This window comes from Streptacidiphilus sp. MAP12-16, from assembly GCF_041262165.1.
GTDB lineage: Bacteria > Actinomycetota > Actinomycetes > Streptomycetales > Streptomycetaceae > Streptacidiphilus.
In genome coordinates this window covers 184,863-200,402 of record NZ_JBGCBY010000006.1, presented here as the reverse complement: position 1 = coordinate 200,402, position 15,540 = coordinate 184,863, and the positions used below count along the sequence as shown (strand labels likewise).

The 15,540-nt window shown below is 72.5% G+C and carries 15 protein-coding genes; 7 read left to right on the top strand and 8 right to left on the bottom strand.

Annotated features, from left to right (window positions below):
- Positions 1–17 precede the first annotated feature (17 nt).
- The 3 genes from lnt to ABIA33_RS10005 all read right to left on the bottom strand — a co-directional run bounded on the left by lnt (position 18) and on the right by ABIA33_RS10005 (position 2,606).
- Positions 18–1,730, bottom strand: a complete 1,713-nt coding sequence (gene lnt, locus ABIA33_RS10015) for an apolipoprotein N-acyltransferase (RefSeq protein ID WP_370079422.1) — start codon at positions 1,728–1,730, stop codon at positions 18–20.
- A gap of 272 nt (positions 1,731–2,002) precedes the next feature.
- Positions 2,003–2,191 carry an antitoxin gene (locus ABIA33_RS10010; protein WP_370079420.1) on the bottom strand — a complete coding sequence of 63 codons (189 nt, stop codon included), beginning with the start codon at positions 2,189–2,191 and terminating at the stop codon, positions 2,003–2,005.
- 88 nt (positions 2,192–2,279) lie between these two features.
- On the bottom strand, positions 2,280–2,606 hold the full coding sequence (locus ABIA33_RS10005; RefSeq protein ID WP_370079418.1) for a hypothetical protein: 327 nt from the start codon (positions 2,604–2,606) through the stop codon (positions 2,280–2,282).
- 507 nt (positions 2,607–3,113) lie between these two features.
- On the opposite strand from ABIA33_RS10005, the gene ABIA33_RS10000 reads away from it, so the two are divergent.
- From ABIA33_RS10000 to ABIA33_RS09985, 4 genes are all read left to right on the top strand, one after another.
- Entirely contained in the window at positions 3,114–3,437 is a 324-nt protein-coding gene (locus tag ABIA33_RS10000; protein WP_370079416.1) for an STAS domain-containing protein, read from the top strand.
- A gap of 84 nt (positions 3,438–3,521) precedes the next feature.
- Positions 3,522–3,893, top strand: coding sequence for a VOC family protein (locus ABIA33_RS09995; RefSeq protein ID WP_370079414.1), 372 nt, complete (start codon positions 3,522–3,524; stop codon positions 3,891–3,893).
- A gap of 56 nt (positions 3,894–3,949) precedes the next feature.
- On the top strand, positions 3,950–4,204 hold the full coding sequence (locus tag ABIA33_RS09990) for a hypothetical protein (RefSeq protein WP_370079412.1): 255 nt from the start codon (positions 3,950–3,952) through the stop codon (positions 4,202–4,204).
- Positions 4,204–4,488, top strand: coding sequence for a hypothetical protein (locus ABIA33_RS09985; RefSeq protein WP_370079410.1), 285 nt, complete (start codon positions 4,204–4,206; stop codon positions 4,486–4,488). The genes ABIA33_RS09990 and ABIA33_RS09985 overlap by 1 nt, the downstream gene beginning before the upstream one ends.
- Positions 4,489–5,048: 560 nt before the next feature.
- On the opposite strand, the gene ABIA33_RS09980 is transcribed toward ABIA33_RS09985, so the two are convergent.
- Both ABIA33_RS09980 and ABIA33_RS09975 read right to left on the bottom strand, forming a co-directional pair.
- Positions 5,049–6,728 carry an amidohydrolase gene (locus tag ABIA33_RS09980; RefSeq protein ID WP_370079408.1) on the bottom strand — a complete coding sequence of 560 codons (1,680 nt, stop codon included), beginning with the start codon at positions 6,726–6,728 and terminating at the stop codon, positions 5,049–5,051.
- A 69-nt stretch (positions 6,729–6,797) separates the two neighbouring features.
- Positions 6,798–7,241 carry an Lrp/AsnC family transcriptional regulator gene (locus ABIA33_RS09975; protein ID WP_370079406.1) on the bottom strand — a complete coding sequence of 148 codons (444 nt, stop codon included), beginning with the start codon at positions 7,239–7,241 and terminating at the stop codon, positions 6,798–6,800.
- Between the two features lie 795 nt (positions 7,242–8,036).
- Here ABIA33_RS09975 and ABIA33_RS09970 point away from each other — a divergent pair.
- Positions 8,037–8,444 carry a hypothetical protein gene (locus ABIA33_RS09970; RefSeq protein WP_370079404.1) on the top strand — a complete coding sequence of 136 codons (408 nt, stop codon included), beginning with the start codon at positions 8,037–8,039 and terminating at the stop codon, positions 8,442–8,444.
- A 36-nt stretch (positions 8,445–8,480) separates the two neighbouring features.
- Here ABIA33_RS09970 and ABIA33_RS09965 read toward each other — a convergent pair whose 3' ends face one another.
- On the bottom strand, positions 8,481–9,686 hold the full coding sequence (locus tag ABIA33_RS09965; RefSeq protein ID WP_370079402.1) for an acyl-CoA dehydrogenase family protein: 1,206 nt from the start codon (positions 9,684–9,686) through the stop codon (positions 8,481–8,483).
- Positions 9,687–9,895: 209 nt separating this feature from the next.
- Between ABIA33_RS09965 and ABIA33_RS09960 the strand changes: the two genes are divergently transcribed.
- Positions 9,896–10,570 carry a uridine kinase gene (locus ABIA33_RS09960; RefSeq protein ID WP_370079400.1) on the top strand — a complete coding sequence of 225 codons (675 nt, stop codon included), beginning with the start codon at positions 9,896–9,898 and terminating at the stop codon, positions 10,568–10,570.
- A gap of 585 nt (positions 10,571–11,155) precedes the next feature.
- Positions 11,156–13,225 (top strand): AAA family ATPase, encoded by a 2,070-nt coding sequence (locus tag ABIA33_RS09955; protein WP_370079794.1) that lies wholly within the window; start codon positions 11,156–11,158, stop codon positions 13,223–13,225.
- 34 nt (positions 13,226–13,259) lie between these two features.
- Here ABIA33_RS09955 and ABIA33_RS09950 read toward each other — a convergent pair whose 3' ends face one another.
- Together ABIA33_RS09950 and ABIA33_RS09945 are read right to left on the bottom strand one after the other, a co-directional pair.
- Positions 13,260–14,477: an ABC transporter permease gene (locus ABIA33_RS09950; protein ID WP_370079398.1), complete on the bottom strand. Its 1,218-nt coding sequence runs from the start codon at positions 14,475–14,477 to the stop codon at positions 13,260–13,262.
- The gene (locus ABIA33_RS09945) at positions 14,474–15,448 is read right to left on the bottom strand and encodes an ABC transporter ATP-binding protein (RefSeq protein WP_370079396.1); all 975 of its coding nucleotides are present in this window, start codon (positions 15,446–15,448) and stop codon (positions 14,474–14,476) included. The genes ABIA33_RS09950 and ABIA33_RS09945 overlap by 4 nt, the downstream gene beginning before the upstream one ends.
- Between the last annotated feature and the right edge of the window lie 92 nt (positions 15,449–15,540).

Below are 15,540 nucleotides of genomic sequence, written 5' to 3'. Positions count from 1 at the left end.
GTTCTCGTGGATTCTCGTCAGCTTGTGCGCTCTTGGATGCGCTGCGACCGCCGTCGCCTGGCTATCAGCCCTGCGCCCGCGACGGCCAGCAGACCGACGAATGAGAGGAACCACTCCGGGGCTGCACCGACCCGGTCGGCAACGGTCAGCTCGTCACGGAGCGGAACCCTTGCCTCCAGCTCGGCGGCAGTGGCGAGCTGGGTACGCTGGAGCACGCTGCCATCGGGCTCGATGACCGCGCTGATGCCGCTGGTGGCGGCGATCACCACGGCCCGGCCGTGCTCGACGGCGCGCAGGCGCGACATGGCGAACTGCTGGTCAGGCTGGTCGGTGTGCTCATAGGTGGCGTTGTTCGTCTGCACCACCAGCACGCGGCCTCCCTTGCTGACCGCGTCGCCGACGATGCCGTCGTACGCCACTTCGAAGCAGATCACGTCACCGATCTTTGCGGGACCGACCTGTAGGATACCGGTCCCCTTCCCCGGGGCGAAGTCCCGAGCCACCCGCTGCAGGCGGGTGATGTACTTCGACAGCACCGATCGGAACGGGACGTACTCACCGAAGGGCACCGGGTGCTGCTTGGTGTAGTGCGCGCCGGGGCCCGGCTTGGCCGAGCCGGTCGGCGCCCACACGATGCCTTCGTTCTGGACGTGCTGCGCGTCGGGGCCGTCGACGAGCGCGCCGACCAGGATCGGCACGCCGATGGAGTCGACCGCCTGCTGGATCGCGTAGTAGGCGTTCAGGTCCAGGTAGGGGTTGACGTCGGAGGAGTTCTCCGGCCAGATCACCAGCTCGGGCTTGGGCGCCCGCCCGGCCGCGATCTCCAGTGCCAGCTTCTCGGTGGCCTGGACGTGGTTCTGCAGCACCTGCATCGGGCGGCCGAGGAAGTCCATCCCGGCGTGTGGCACGTTGCCCTGGATCACGGCGATCTCGGCGGAGGCCGGGCCGCCCGCGGTCGTCCCCGCCGTCGGCAGCGGCACGGCGTAGCCGACAAGCGCCGTGACCAGGCCGAGCGCGGCGAAACCCGACGCCCGCAGCTGCCACCGGGGTCCCTCGCTCCGTCGGGCGACGGCGAGGACCGCCGCGGCGAGGAGGGCGCCGCTGAGTGCCACCGCGAAGCTGACCAGGGGCGCGCCGCCGAGCGCCGCGAGTGGGGTGTAGGGGGTCGAGGTGTTGGCGAAGGCGAGTCTTCCCCAGGGGAAGCCGCCGAGCGGTACCCGGTCCCGTGCCCACTCCTGGGCCACCCACAGGCAGGCGGTCCACAACGGCCAGCCGGGCAGTCGGGACACCATCGCGAGCCCGGCGGCCATCGCGGCCAGGAACAGCGACTCGAACAGGGCGAGTAGTGACCAGGCGTCCAGACCGATCACGTTCAGCCAGAACAGCAGCCACAGCAGGAAGGGCGCGCCGAAGACGAAGCCGGTCCATGCCGCCTGCCGGGGGGTGCGCCGACGGGTGAGCAGGCTGAGCCCGGCGACGGCGACCAGCGACAGCGGCCACAGGCCGTAGGGCGGGAAGGAGAGGGCGAGCAGGAGCCCGCAGAGCACGGCGAGGCCGGTACGCGGGAGTCCCGCGCGGATGGTCGTCCAACGGCGGGCGAGCCGGGAGCGCCCCGACCGCGCGGCCCTTGCCGGTGCGGACGGAGGGCCCGCTTGAGCGCCCGAGCCGGTGCCCCGGTCGGCAGCCGGTTCGGCGGCGACGGAGCGGCCGGGGTCGAGAGGCAGGGCCACGAACGCCACACTCACTCACACTTGGGTACATTTCGGCGCCGCGACGCGAAGCGCACGGCGTGCGACGACGGTACAGCTTCCAGCTGGGTACGTGGCGCGCGGGGCCCTACGGTAACTCCCAGGAGGGACAAGGGCGGGATCGTGGAGGCCCCGCGCCGGGCTGCCGGAGCGGGGCCGAGGTCATCGAGAGTGACCGGGTACTGCGGGTCCCCGCGGTGCTGGCGCCGCACCGCGACGAAGACGGCCGTCAGCCGGCCGTCAGCCGCCCGTTCCTAGGCCGGCGGGTCAGTGGGCGGACGGTTGCCGAGCTGCTCGTCCAGCTTCTCCTGGGCCGTGTCGACCTGCCCGCTGTACTTGTTCTGGGTCTTCTGGTCGACGTAGTCTCCGGCCTTCTGCACGCCCTGCTGGGCCTGGTCCTCGTGACCCTTGAGCATGCCTTTGATCTTTTCGAGCACGGACATGACTGCCCTCCTCACGGATAACCTGCACCACCAGGATCACCGCGCTGCATCGTGCCCGCATCCCCAGGGCGGGCCCCGTGGCCTGCCACTACACCGCTTCGGCCTGCGGTTCGACGCTCAGCAGCAGCTGCTCGCCGGGCCCGTAGAGATCCAGGCGCATGGGAGGCACCTTCCCCACCGCCACCAGGTGCCGCCGCACCTCGACCAGCGCCTGCGGCAGTCTCTCCTGCGTCGCCTCCGGCACCGGCCCCTGCCGCAGCCAGTGCAGCGACAGCACCCAGCGCCGTCGCTCGCTGATGATGCGGGGTCCGGTCGGGTCGGCGCGAATACCCATCCGGTTGAACATGTCGAGGATGACGCTCATGTCCTCCCCTGCGATCCGCGCGAAGTTCTCTTCCACCAAGACGTCAGCCATGCCGGAGATCTACCCGCTCGCCACCCGTCAATGCGAGCGGCGACCCGATGCCGCCGGGCTTAGACCGACCGGCGAATGGGGGGCGGCGTCGCGGGCAAGGGGGCACCTCCCGCCCGAAGGGTGGGGGAGGCTCTCGCCTGACCGGGTTGTCGTCGGTCGCCAGTGCTCCGCAATGGCTCCCTCCTCCGCCCCGCCCAGACTCTCCCCCAAACTTCGTCCGGGGGTGCCCCCTCCCTCGACCCCCTCCTTCACCCACCCCCCATTTGTCGGTCGGTCTTAGGAAACGGCGCCCCACCATCAGGTGGGGCGCCGTCGGGCGTCCAGGGCCAATTGAACGCCCCGCGATCATGGCATGTGCACGATGGATTGCACAGAGCGCCGCGGCAGCAGCTCCGGCGGCAGGAGTTCCGAGCCCTCCACGAAACCCGGCCTCGATCGGGTGAACCATTCACACCTCTGCGGCGTACGGGCTGGCGACGAGACTATGGTGCGTGCGAGAGGATGCCGATGAGCGACGCCCCGCCCCTGTACTTGGCCATCCTTGAGGACCACGGCAGCGTACAGATCCTCCTTGCCGGAGAGCTCGACTTCCTCACCGGCCCGCGACTGCGCAGCGACATCGCCGAACTGCTGGGCGACCCCCGGGTGCGACGCATCGACGTCGACACCGCACTGCTGGACTTCTGCGACTCGGCCGGCCTGGGCGCCTTCATCACCGCCCAGCGCATGGCCGCCCACCACGGCGTCCCGCTGCGGCTGACCCAGGTCCGCCCCCGGCTGCAGCGGCTGCTCGCGGTGACCGGCCTGCACGACCTCCTCACCGCGACCTGACGTCCCGCTCCGGAACGGCCCGTGCGTCCATGATCAACCGCGGCTACGCTGCCCGTCGGACCACACGATCTTCTGGAGGACCACGTGCGCGTCATCGGCCTTGACCACATCGTGCTGAACGTGGCGGACGTCGAGCGTTCGCTCGACTTCTACTGCGGCACGCTCGGACTGGAACCCGTACGGGTCGAGGAATGGCGAGCGGGCAAGGCCCCGTTCCCCTCGGTCCGCATCGACCCGGGAACGATCATCGACCTGTTCCTCCAGGAGCGTACCGGCGACAACATGAACCACCTCTGCCTGGAGGTCGAGCCCCTCGACTGGCAGGAGGTCATCGCCGCTGGTGGGCTCGAGGTCGTCGACGGCCCGGGACCACGCTTCGGCGCCCGGGGCAGCGGCCAGTCCGTCTACGTCGCCGACCCCGACGGCAACACCGTCGAACTGCGCCACTACAGCTGACTCCCGCTTACCCGATCGATAGAGGGAAATCGCTCAGCTGACTGCCGGCAGGCAGCGTGCTCGAACGTCTCGCCGCCCTACGCCCCGGTGCGCCGGTCCTCTCCCCCGCGCGCCGGGTCACGCGCTACCGTCATATGCGTGAGCGGGAGGTGACCATGGGAGACCAGCCCTGCAGCGCCTGCGGCGGCACCGGACTCACCGACAAGACCAGCTACGAGTTCGAGCTCGACGACACAGGCAACCAGGTCCCGGTACAGCGCAACTACACCTCCGCCTGCACCAACTGCGGCGGCACCGGAAGGATCGGCTGATGGCCACCACCGACGACGTGAGCCGGCCGCTGTTCGTGTGTCAGGACTGCGGCACCCACTACCTGCCGCCCGGTGACATGGCCTACGAGGCGTCCGGTCCTGCGTCGGAGGTGTTCTGCGCCACCTGCCAGCCCGCTCATACTCCCGACAACGCCGCCCGGCCGGGTGTGAACCTCGCCGAGAACGTCCGCAAACCCCGTTCCCGTGCGCCCAGGCACGCCGGACGGTCCCCCGCCCGGCGCAGCACGGACGCGGGCGGAGACCCGGGCGGACGACGGCGGTAGGAAGACGGCGGGGGCTTCTGACTCCGTTTCAGGCCCCGGCAACGGGCGCGGCCCGAACGCTCTTCGGTCCGACCTGGGACCCGCCGGCTGCGGATCGACCGAGGGCCGTTGTCTACTGAGCGTCCGGGCCGTGCCCGGGTCGCACCTGCCGACCGGACCCGGTGGCCTGCCGGCGCCCGCGCTCCCCAGGCCTGGAGCCACTGGACCTGGCTGCCTGTCGGCGTCCCTGGGGGCGCCGCTCGTTGGCCCAGTTGTGGTCCCGGGTTTTGCGTGGAGGTGTTCCGGTCGGTCGGTCCTGCGGAGGATTCCGGAAGGTGGACGCCGCCGAACCTACTCGCCCGCGCCGGTCCGCTGTCAACCGCCCTCCGACCAGCCCAAACGAAGACAACGGCCAGGTCAGCGCGCTGCGGACGCGGTTGGAGCGGCGATCGGGACACCCTTCGTTCGGCGGTATCCGGACACCGATGACCACTCGGACGGCGCACCGACAGGTAACGACCTGGGGAGCGACGGGGCTCGGGTCGTGCGCCCGAGCCCCGTCGCTCCCCAGGTCGCCAGTGTCAGCCGGCCAGGTACACCGTGCGCCCACGCACCACCGTCGCGAGGCAGGTCGGCACCGCCCCGCCCGGTGTGAGGTCGGGCAGGCCGGGGACGCCCGAGCGCGGGTCCGTGGACCAGTTCGCGACCCGCTCGTCCGGGGCCTGGACCACCAGGTCCGCCGGGGCCCAGACGGCGTAGGAGGCGGGCGCGCCCGGCACCAGCACCCCCGCCTCGTCCCGGCCGAGCGCGCGCCAGCCGCCGCGGGTGTGCGCGGTGAAGGCGGCGCGCACCGAGATCCGGTGCTCCGGCGTCCGATGGAAGGCCGCGGCGCGGACGGCGCCCCAGGGGTCGAGCGCGGTGACCGGGGCGTCGGAGCCGAAAGCCAGCGGCACCCCGGCGCGCAGCAGCGCGGCGAACGGGTTCATCGCGCGGGCACGCTCCGCACCGAGCCGGGTGACGTACATGCCGTCGGAGCCACCCCAGGCGGCGTCGAAGGCGGGCTGGACGGAGGCGGTGAGTCCGAGGTCCGCGAACCCGGCGATGGTGTCGGGGCCGAGCAGCTCTGCGTGCTCGACCCGGTGCCGCAGGGCACGGACCCGGGCCGGGCCGAGCTTGTCCGCTGCCGCGCGGACGCCCTCGACGACGGCGGTGAGGGCGGCGTCGCCGATGGCGTGGAAGCCCGCCTGGAGCCCCGACTCGGTGCAGGCGACCACGTGTTCGGCGATCTGCGCCGCCGTCAGGTACTCGGCGCCGACATGCGCGTCGTCGTCCGTGTAGGGGTGATGCAGACAAGCGGTGTGCGAGCCGACAGCGCCGTCGACGAACAGGTCTCCGCCGGCGCCGACGGCGCCCAGGCGGCGGGCCGTGTCCACGGCGCCGAACTCGCCCCAGTAGCCGAACACCTCCGGCCCGTCGCCCTCGGCGGCGAGGGCCAGCAGGGCGGTGAGGTCCTGGGGTGAGGAGATGTCAGGACCCGCGCACTCGTGGACCGCACCGATGCCGAGCTCGGCGGCCCGGCGCAGCATCGCCCGCTGCGCCCCTTCGCGCTGCTCCGGCGTCTGGTGGGCGAGCGCGGCTCGGCGGACCTCGTGGTGGGCGGCGCGGGTCAGCGGCCGCTCGGGGTGGTAGCCGGGACGCGCGGCCAGGCCGGACCCGACGAGGGCGCGCAGCGCGGTGGAGGCGAGGGCCGAGTGGACATCCGTGCGGGAGAGGTAGACGGCGGCACCGGCACAGGCGCGGTCGAGCTCGTCGAGGGTGGGCGGGCGGTTCTCCGGCCACGTGGTCTCGTCCCAGCCGTGGCCCATCAGGACGCCGTCGCGGAGCACGCCGAGCCCGCCGACGCTGAGCCCGCTTGGCCCGCCGCCGGTGCGGACGAAGTCCTCGATACGGCGCAGCGCCTCGGCGAGGCTGGGGCAGCCGGTGAGGTCCAGGCCGGTCAGCGCGAGCCCGGTGGAGGTGGCGTGGACGTGGGCGTCCACGAAGGCCGGGGTGACCAGGGCGCCCGCGAGGTCGACGACGGCGTCCGCGTCCCGTGCGTAGCTGTCCGCGGCGCTGTCCGAACCGACCCAGGCGACCGTACCGTCCTGCACCAGCAGAGCGGTGGCGAAGGGGTCTGCGGGGCTGTAGACGTCGCCGCCGCGGAGCAGGAGGGTGCGCACGGTGGGTTCGCCTGGGCCGGGGAGGGTCACTGCCTGGTTCATGGGAACCAGTCTGCCCCGCGCGGGCCGGCGAGTCGGTGGCGGGTCGCCGCAGTCTGGGTCGAGGCCCCGTCAGTGCAGCCGGGGCGGGCGGGCCTCATAGGGAGTGCTGAGGACGACGGTGGTGCGGGTGGAGACGCCTGCGGCGGTCCTGATCCGGGTGAGCAGGTGCTCCAGGTCGCTCGGGACGGCGACGCGGACCTTGAGGATGTAGTTCTCATCCCCGGCGACGCTGTGGCATGCCTCGATCTCTTCCAGCGCGGCCAGCCGTTCGGGGACGTCGTCGGGCGCGCTGGGGTCGAAGGGCTTGACGGAGATGAAGGCGGTCAGCGGCAGCGCGACGGCCTCCGGGTCGACGATCGCGGCGTAGCCGCGGATGACCCCGCGCTGCTCCAGGCGGCGGACGCGCTGGTGCACCGCCGAGGTCGACAGGCCGGTGGCCTTGCCCAGGTCGGTGTAGCTCATCCGCCCGTCGGCGACGAGCAGCTGCACAATCTGACGGTCGAGATCCTCCACGACAGGGGAGGCTATCCGACTCCGGGAGTTCACGCGGCGGTCGTCCACCACGGCGTGCACTGGGCGTATGCAGAGCGCGGGGGCGCACACGGGGGCGCATAAGACCGACCGGCAAATGGAGGGCGGAAGAAGAAGGGGGTCCCCCCGGCCGAAGGTTGGGGGAGGGTCGAGGGCCGAGTCCAGGCGGTGCCGACGAAGGAGCCATGGCGGAGCCCTGGCGACTGAGGAGAAGCCGTCTGGGCGAGAGCCTCCCCCACCCTTCGGGCGGGAGGTGCCCCCTTGCCCGCGACGCCGCCCTCCATTTGCCGGTCGGTCTAAGACCGACCGGCACCTGGTGGCTGGATGCGTGAGCGGGGCGAGGGCCGAGGGGTGGGCGCGAAGCGCTTCGCTTGGGGGTGGTGGTCGGGCGACGGGCGGGGGTGCCGGGGAGGGAGTCGATCCGGAGCATCGGTCAACTGACGACAAGCCGTTCAGGCGAGCCTCCCCGCCCTTCGGGCGGGAGGTGCCCCCTTCCCCACGACGCCGGCCTACGGGTGCCGGGCGGTCCAAGGCGCGTGCGCGCGGCGCGAGGCCCGGCGGGCGGAGAAGCGCCGCCGCACTGTGACCAAGGCCACAGCGCCTGCGCCGAGGGATGTCCGTTCGCAGGATTATTTCCTGGCTCGGCCGGGAAGTCCTGGGTGTGACTCCTTCCACCGCCCGGGGATGACATTGGCGCGGAAGGACGCACCACTGTGGCGATCGACCTCCTGCCGCGTACCGCCAGGGCCGTCGCCATCCTTCATCGAGGGGGATCACATGTCTGCCACTGATGAGCTGACGCCTGCCGTCGAACCGTCGTCGGAGCTGCCGGAGTTGCCGGGGGTCGACCCCGGCGAGGGGGAGACCTGGGACATCCAGCGGCTCCGCTGCCCCGAGTGCGACCGCCCGATCGCCCTGGTCGGCGACGAGGAGCGGTTCCCGCAGCACGCGATGCTGCCGACAGCCTGGCATCCCTTCTCGCCCGCCGTGTGCGCCGGTTCCGGCACCCTGGTGGACGAGGCCGACGAGCTCGAGGACGAGCCCGACTTCGACCCGGAGCCGTCGCTGGAGGCCCTGCTGGCGCTGCCGCCGGAGCTGGACTGGCGCCGCCAGCCGTTCTCGCACGTGGGCGGTCCCGGCTCGCGGCCGGTCCGGATCCGGATCCCCGCGCAGCAGCGCCGCTGACCGGCGCCGCCGCCGACCTAGTGGGGGCTGCTCCGCTCAGCCCGTCAGCTTGCGGCCGATCACCATGCGCTGGATCTGGTTGGTGCCCTCCACGATCTGCAGTACCTTCGCCTCGCGCATGTACCGCTCCACGGGGTGGTCGGCCGTGTAGCCGTAACCGCCGAGCACCTGCACCGCGTCGGTGGTGACGCGCATCGCCGCGTCGGTGCAGAAGAGTTTGGCCATGGCCGCCTCCTTGCCGAAGGCCAGTCCCGCGTCCCGGCGTCTCGCGGCCGAGAGGTAGAGCGCCCGACCGGCCTCCACCGCCGTCGCCATGTCCGCGAGCATGAAGGACAGGCCCTGGAACTCGGCGATGGGCCGCCCGAACTGAGTGCGGGTCCGCGCGTACTCCACCGCGTGGTCCAGCGCCGCGCGGGCGACGCCGATCGCGCAGGCGGCGATGCCGAGGCGGCCGGAGTCGAGGGCGGAGAGCGCGATGGCGAAGCCCTGCCCCTCGGCGCCGACCAGGCGCTCGGCGGGGACGCGGGCACCCTCGAACCGGACCTGGGCGGTGGGCGAGCCCTTGAGGCCCATCTTGCGCTCGGGGGCGTCGGCCACCACCCCGGGGGTGTCCGCGGGCACCAGCAGAACGCTGATGCCGCGCGGGCCGTCCACGCCGGTCCGCACCATGGTGCTGTAGAAGTCGGCGACGCCGCCGTGGGTGATCCACGCCTTGGTCCCGGTCACCGTGTAGGCGTCTCCGGCGCCGTCGAGCTCGGCGCGGGTACGCAGGGCCGCCGCGTCGGAGCCCGACTGGGGCTCGGACAGGCAGTACGCCCCGAGGAGTTCGCCGCCGATCAGCTCCGGCAGCCAGTCGCGCTTCTGCTGCTCGGTGCCGAACGTCGCCAGCGCGTGGCAGGAGAGGGTGTGCACGCTGACGCCGAGGCCGACGGTCAGCCGCCCGGCCGCGAGCTCCTCCAGAACCTGCAGGTAGACCTCGTAGGGCTGGTCGCCGCCGCCGAACTCCTCGCCGTAGGGGAGCCCGAGCAGGCCGGCCCGGCCCAGCACCCGGAAGGTCTCGCGCGGGAAGACGGCCTCGGCCTCCTCGTCGGCCGCGTGCGGACGCAGCTCGCGGTCGACCAGGTCCCGGGTCAGCGCCAGCAGCTCGGCGGCCTCCTCGGTGGGGAGCTGACGGTCCAGCGCCTTGAACGACGGTGTGGACGACGAAGGGGACGACGTGGACGACTGCTTCTGCTGGCTCATCGCGGGCTCATGCCTCCTGTTCCGCAGCGCGGGCACCTCCGGGTCGCGGGCGCCGTGCCGGCCAAGGGCGCGCCCCGGGAGGGGTGCGCCGGGCGCCGTCACCGGGTCTCAGTGAACGAGCGCTAACTTTCATGGCGAGGTGAGTATGCCCCATTCGGGCCCTGCCGTCACCAGAGCTCACCCCCAGGTGGGCGCTACCCTGGAGCGCCATGCACCACTCCCCCGCACCGGGCACGCCGAGCCGGCTCAGTCCCGGGCCCACGACCCGGCCCAGCACACAGCCCGGCACGCAGCCCGGCACGCAGCTCGACGCCCTCGCCGCGCGGATCCACGCGCTGCCGCCGTCCTGCGGCGCGGTGCGCCTGGTCGGCGTGGACGGGCACGCGGGTTCCGGCAAGACCACCTTCGCCGAGGCGCTGGCCGCAGCCCTCGGCGGTGCCCCCGTGGTGCACCTGGACGACCTGGCGACCCACGAGCAACCGTTCGAGTGGACGGATCGCCTGTGCGGCGAGGTCCTGGAACCGCTGGAGCGGGGCGAGACGGCCCGGCACCGGGTGTACGACTGGAGCGAGCGGCGGTTCGCGGGTGTGCACGAGATCCTGCCCGCCCCTGTGGTGCTGATCGAGGGCGTGGGCGCAGGGCGGCGCGCTGTCCGGCCGTACCTGGCCGGGCTGGTGTGGATGGATCTGTCCGCAGCGGCGGCGCGGGCCCGTGGTGAGGCCCGAGACGGCCCGGCCCTGGCCTCCTTCTGGCGGGCCTGGGCGCGCGCGGAGGCGTCGCACTTCGCCACGGACCCAAGCCGGCCCTACGCCGATCTGCTGGTCGACGGAATCACCCTGGCCCTACGATCGCACTCAAACCGACCGCACAGTCACTCCGGGTAATCACCTGAGCCGAGGCCCGGTGGCCTGACTCGCAGCCAGTCTTGACACGTACACACACCTCCCGGTCCGCCGCCGTTCCGCGGCCGGTGTCGCCGTGCCTCCCCGGCCGGAGTCTCTTGACCTGCCACCTCGACACCAACTACGTTCTCCTCAGCGCACACAGAGGCAAGCGTGCGCTCCAGGACACGATCTGCCGGCCGTTCCCCCGTGGCCGGCAGATCGTTCTGTCTCCGCTGGGCCTTGGGACATCGTCCGGTGACTCCCCGTGATCACATGGGTCACCGGAGCCCCGCCCGCCCCGCTTCGCGCACGACTCTCCGACCAAGCTCTGGCCCCGGTCGATGCGCGGCACCCTTCCGGATCAGCACGTCACCGGTACGATGCCCCCAGAGCGCACACGTGACTGGGGTGCGCCGACGGACCGTCATGGAACGTTGTCCGCAATGGGTTTCCGGGGGGCCGGCCCGCGGTCAGCTGCTCCGTGACCGGCACAGCCGCGCACAGCAGGGGGACTGACCGGTGGGGACTGAGGACACTGAGGGCAGGCGCCTCCGCAGCCTGGCCGACCGCGCCTGGCTTCGCGCCATGGACGCCTACACCGCGGGCGCCTACACCCGCGCCGAGGAGGAGTTTCGCGCGGCCGTGCGGATTGACCCCGGTATGGCCGACGCCTGGCTGGGCCTGCACGCGCTGCGTTCGGAGACCTCGGCGGCACTGCTGGCGATGCACCGGCACCGAGCGCGGTTCGGGGAGCAGCGCCGCCGCCACCGCCGGCCACTGAGCTCCTGGTACTGGCTCGGCTGGTGGGTGCAGCCGGTCCTGGAGGACGCGAGGGACCTCGCCCTGGCCCACGCCTCGCACTGGCTGGACGGTCGGCACCTGGCCGAGCTGGAACGGGCGCTCGGCGACTGCCCGCCCCGGGAGCAGGACAACTCGGTGCGCTTTCTGCACGCCTGCCGCTCCTACCTGCTGAAGGACTGGGAGCAGCTGATCCGGGACACCGACGGACTGCTGGACGATCCGCTGCTGGGGATCGAGGCCGGGCTCTTCGGCGGGATGGCGCGGGTCCGACTGGACATGTGCGGCCAGGCCGAACTGCCGCTGGCCGGTTCGCTGGCCCGCTGCCGCTCGGAGCAGCCCCAGCGCAAGGAGCTGCGGTACTGGCTGGCCCGGGCGTACGAGGGCGGCGGGCGCAGCGCCGCCGCCCTGTCGCTGTACCGGGCGGTGCACCGGGTCGATCCAGGGTTCATGGACACCGCCGCCCGGTTGGCGGCGATCACCGCCGAGGACGGCGTCGACCCGGCGATGCTGGAGGCTCCGGCGCCGCCGAGCCTGCAGCGGCCGCGCCACGCGAGCGGAGCGGGGTCCGCGCAGCTGGGCGACCCGCTGGGGCTGGACCCGGGCGACGCGGAGCTGGGCGGTACGGAGCCGGGCGGCGGGCAGCCGGGCCGGACCGAGCCGGGCGGTCCGGAGCTGGGCGGTCTCGACCTCGGCGGTCTCGAGCTGGGGGGATCCGATCTCGGCGGGCTTGACCCTGGCGGCGAGCAGGCGTTCGAGAGCGCGTTCTACGACACCTTCGGGGAGAACCCGGACGGCGAAAGCTCCTACCTGCCGGGGCTGTTGGAACCCGGGCAGCAGTCGGCGGTCCCGTCCGGGGCCGACCCGGACGCCGACGCCGAACCGCAGGACGGCCTCGGCCCGGACGCCGACCGCGAGCCCGACGGCCGCGGCGGAACCGCCGCCCGGCACCGCGCCCTCCCCACCGCGGCGCTGCCGCCCGGCACTACCTCGCAGCCGGACCGGCCGCGGCTGGAGGCCGCGCTGGCCGAGCTCGACCGGATGGTCGGCATGGAACCGGTCAAACGCCAGGTGCTGGCACTGTCCGCGCAGCTGCGGATGGCGCAGCTGCGTGCCGACCAGGGCCTGCCGGTGCAGCCGCCGAAGAGACACTTCGTCTTCTCGGGCCCCTCCGGCACCGGGAAGACCACGGTGGCGCGGATCCTCGGCCGGGTCTTCTACGCCCTCGGGCTGCTTTCCGGCGACCATCTGGTGGAGGCGCAGCGGGCGGACCTGGTCGGCGAGTTCCTGGGCCAGACGGCGGTGAAGGCCAACGAGCTGATCGACTCCGCCTTGGACGGCGTGCTCTTCATCGACGAGGCGTACAGCCTCGCCAACTCCGGCTACAGCAAGGGCGACGCGTACGGGGACGAGGCTCTGCAGGTGCTGCTGAAGCGGGCCGAGGACAACCGCGACCGCCTGGTCGTGATCCTGGCCGGGTACCCGGAGGGCATGAACCGGCTGCTCGCCGCCAATCCGGGCCTCAACTCCCGCTTCACCAGCCGGGTCGACTTCCCCAGCTACCGTCCGGCCGAGCTCACCGCGATCGGCCAGGCCCTGGCGGCGAGCGACGGGGACTACTGGGACGAGGAGGCGCTGGAGGAGCTGCGCAGCATCTGCGCACACGTGGTCCACGAGGGCTGGATCGACGACCTCGGCAACGGCCGCTTCATGCGCACCCTGTACGAGAAGTCCTGCGCCTACCGCGACCTGCGGCTCTCCGTCCTCGCCGAGCCGCCGACCCGCCAGGACCTGGCGACGCTGCGCCTGCCGGACGTGCTGCAGGCGTACGGGGAACTGATCGACGGGCGGAGCTGACCCGCGGCTCCGCCCGTCGGTGCCCGACCGGGCGTCAGGCGGCCTTCAGCGCCTCCCGCAGCGGTACCCGCGCGCCGCTGCGCAGCACCGAGTTCCGGTAGATCCGCCCGGCGAAGCGCAGCAGGACCACGCAGAAGCCGGCCGCCAGCGACAGCGACAGCAGCACCTGCCACAGCGGTGCGACGCCCATCGCGATGCGCATCGGCATCAGTACCGGCGCGCAGGGCGGCACCATGGACAGCCAGGTCACCAGCGTGCTGTCCGGATTGGTCGGCACCACCGAGATACCCACCACCCAGGCCAGGATCAGCGGCGCGGTCGCCGGGAAGGTGAGCCCGCCGACGTCCTCCTGTCGGGACACCGTGGCCCCCAGCGCGGCGAACACCAGCGCGTACAGCGAGAAGCCGACGGCGTACCAGGCGAGCGCCCAGGCGACCGTGCCGACCGAGCTGCCCAGAGAGAGGCTGATCGCCCCGGTGGCCAGGCCGACGCCGACGCCGAGCACGGCGGGCACGACCAGTTGCAGCAGTCCGAGGATGCCGACGCCGAGGACCTTCCCCGCGAGCAGCTGCCAGGGCCTGAGCGTGGCGAGCAGGAGTTCGACCACCCGGCTGGACTTCTCCTCCACCACGCCCTGGGCCACGGACTGGCCGACGAACATCAGGGTCATGTAGAGCAACAGGGCCGCGACGATGGCGATGGCAATCCGCTGGCCGTTCTGCGGGTCGCTCGCCTGAAGCGCCGTCACCTCGACCTGTGCGCTGCCGACGGCCCGGAGCACCTGCGCCGGGTCGCCGCCGAGCCTGGTGATCTGCCCGCTCAGCGCCCGTTGCTGGTCCACCACCTGGAACAGCTGCTTCAGCGGGTCGCTGAGGCTCTTCTTCACCGTGGCCTGGATGCCGCCCTGCGGGCCGGCCTCGGCGAGCACCGCGCTGCGGCCCGACTGGACCTCGGCCACTCCGGCCGCGTGGTCGGCGACCGTGCTCACGCTGACCTTCTGGCCGAGCTGCGCGGCGGTGGCCTCCAGCGTGGGCGCCAGGGTGGTGTCCTGCTGCACGACCGTAATCTTCGTCGGCCCCGCGGAGAGGTTGGTGAAGTGGAAGATCAGCGGCATGGCCACGGCCGCGACGGCGGTGATGGCGAGCAGGATCAGGAACGCCTTGCTGCGGATCCGGACCTTCAGTTCGCGGGCCGCGACCAGGACGACCGCCTCGCGCGAGCCGATCCGCAGCCGCTGTGCCTTCTCGCTCATGCCGCCGCCTCCACGTCGGTCAGGTCCGCCGCCTCCGCGCCGGCCGACTCCGCGCCCGCCGACTCCGCGCTGACCACGTGCCGGAACAGCTCCGTCAGTGAGGGGAGCCGTCGGGCGAACTCCCGGACCGGGCCTGTCGCCAGCGCTGCCCGGAGGACCGCCTGGTCGTCGGCGTCGCCGGCCGCGTCGCCCAGCGCCAGCACCGTTCGGCCGGCCTCGAACTCCCTGACCGTCACACCGCGCAGCCCGTCCGCCCAGCCGAGCGGAGCCTGCGGGGCCTCGACGACGAGTTCCTCGGTGCCGCTGCCGCGCAGCTCGGCCACGGATCCGCAGGCGACCATGCTGCCGGCCCGGATGATGCCCACCCGGTCGCACAGCCGCTCGACCAGCTCCAGCTGGTGGCTGGAGAAGATGACCGGTACGCCGTCGGCGCACTTCTCCTTGAGCACCTCGCTCATCACGTCCACGGCCACCGGGTCGAGGCCCGAGAACGGCTCGTCCAGGACCAGGATCTCCGGGTGGTGCACCAGTGCCGCGGCGAGCTGCACCCGCTGCTGGTTGCCGAGGCTGAGCTTCTGCACCTCGTCGCCCATCCGGCCGTCCACCCCGAGCCGCCCGGTCCACTCCCTGGTGGCGCGGACCGCGTCGGCGCGGCTGAGCCCGTGCAGCCGAGCGAGGTACTCCAACTGCTCGCCGACCTTCATCCGCGGGTACAACCCGCGCTCCTCGGGCATGTAGCCGATCCGGCTGCGGGTCTCCAGCGTCACCGGGGAACCGTCCCAGCGCACCTCCCCCGCGTCGGCGGCGAGCACGCCCAGCGCTATGCGCATGGTCGTGGTCTTGCCGGCGCCGTTGCTGCCGACGAACCCGAAGATCTCCCCCGCCCGTACGTCGAACGTCATCTCCTGCAGGGCGATCGTCTCGCCGTACCGCTTGGTGACGCCGTCGACCTCCAGCCTTCGGTCGCTCACGCGCTTCTCCTCACCCCGTGGTGTGCTCTTGTCGTACTGCCGTACGAAGAGATGCTCCCGCAGCCGTCGCCGGCTGCGTACGGCATTTGAGC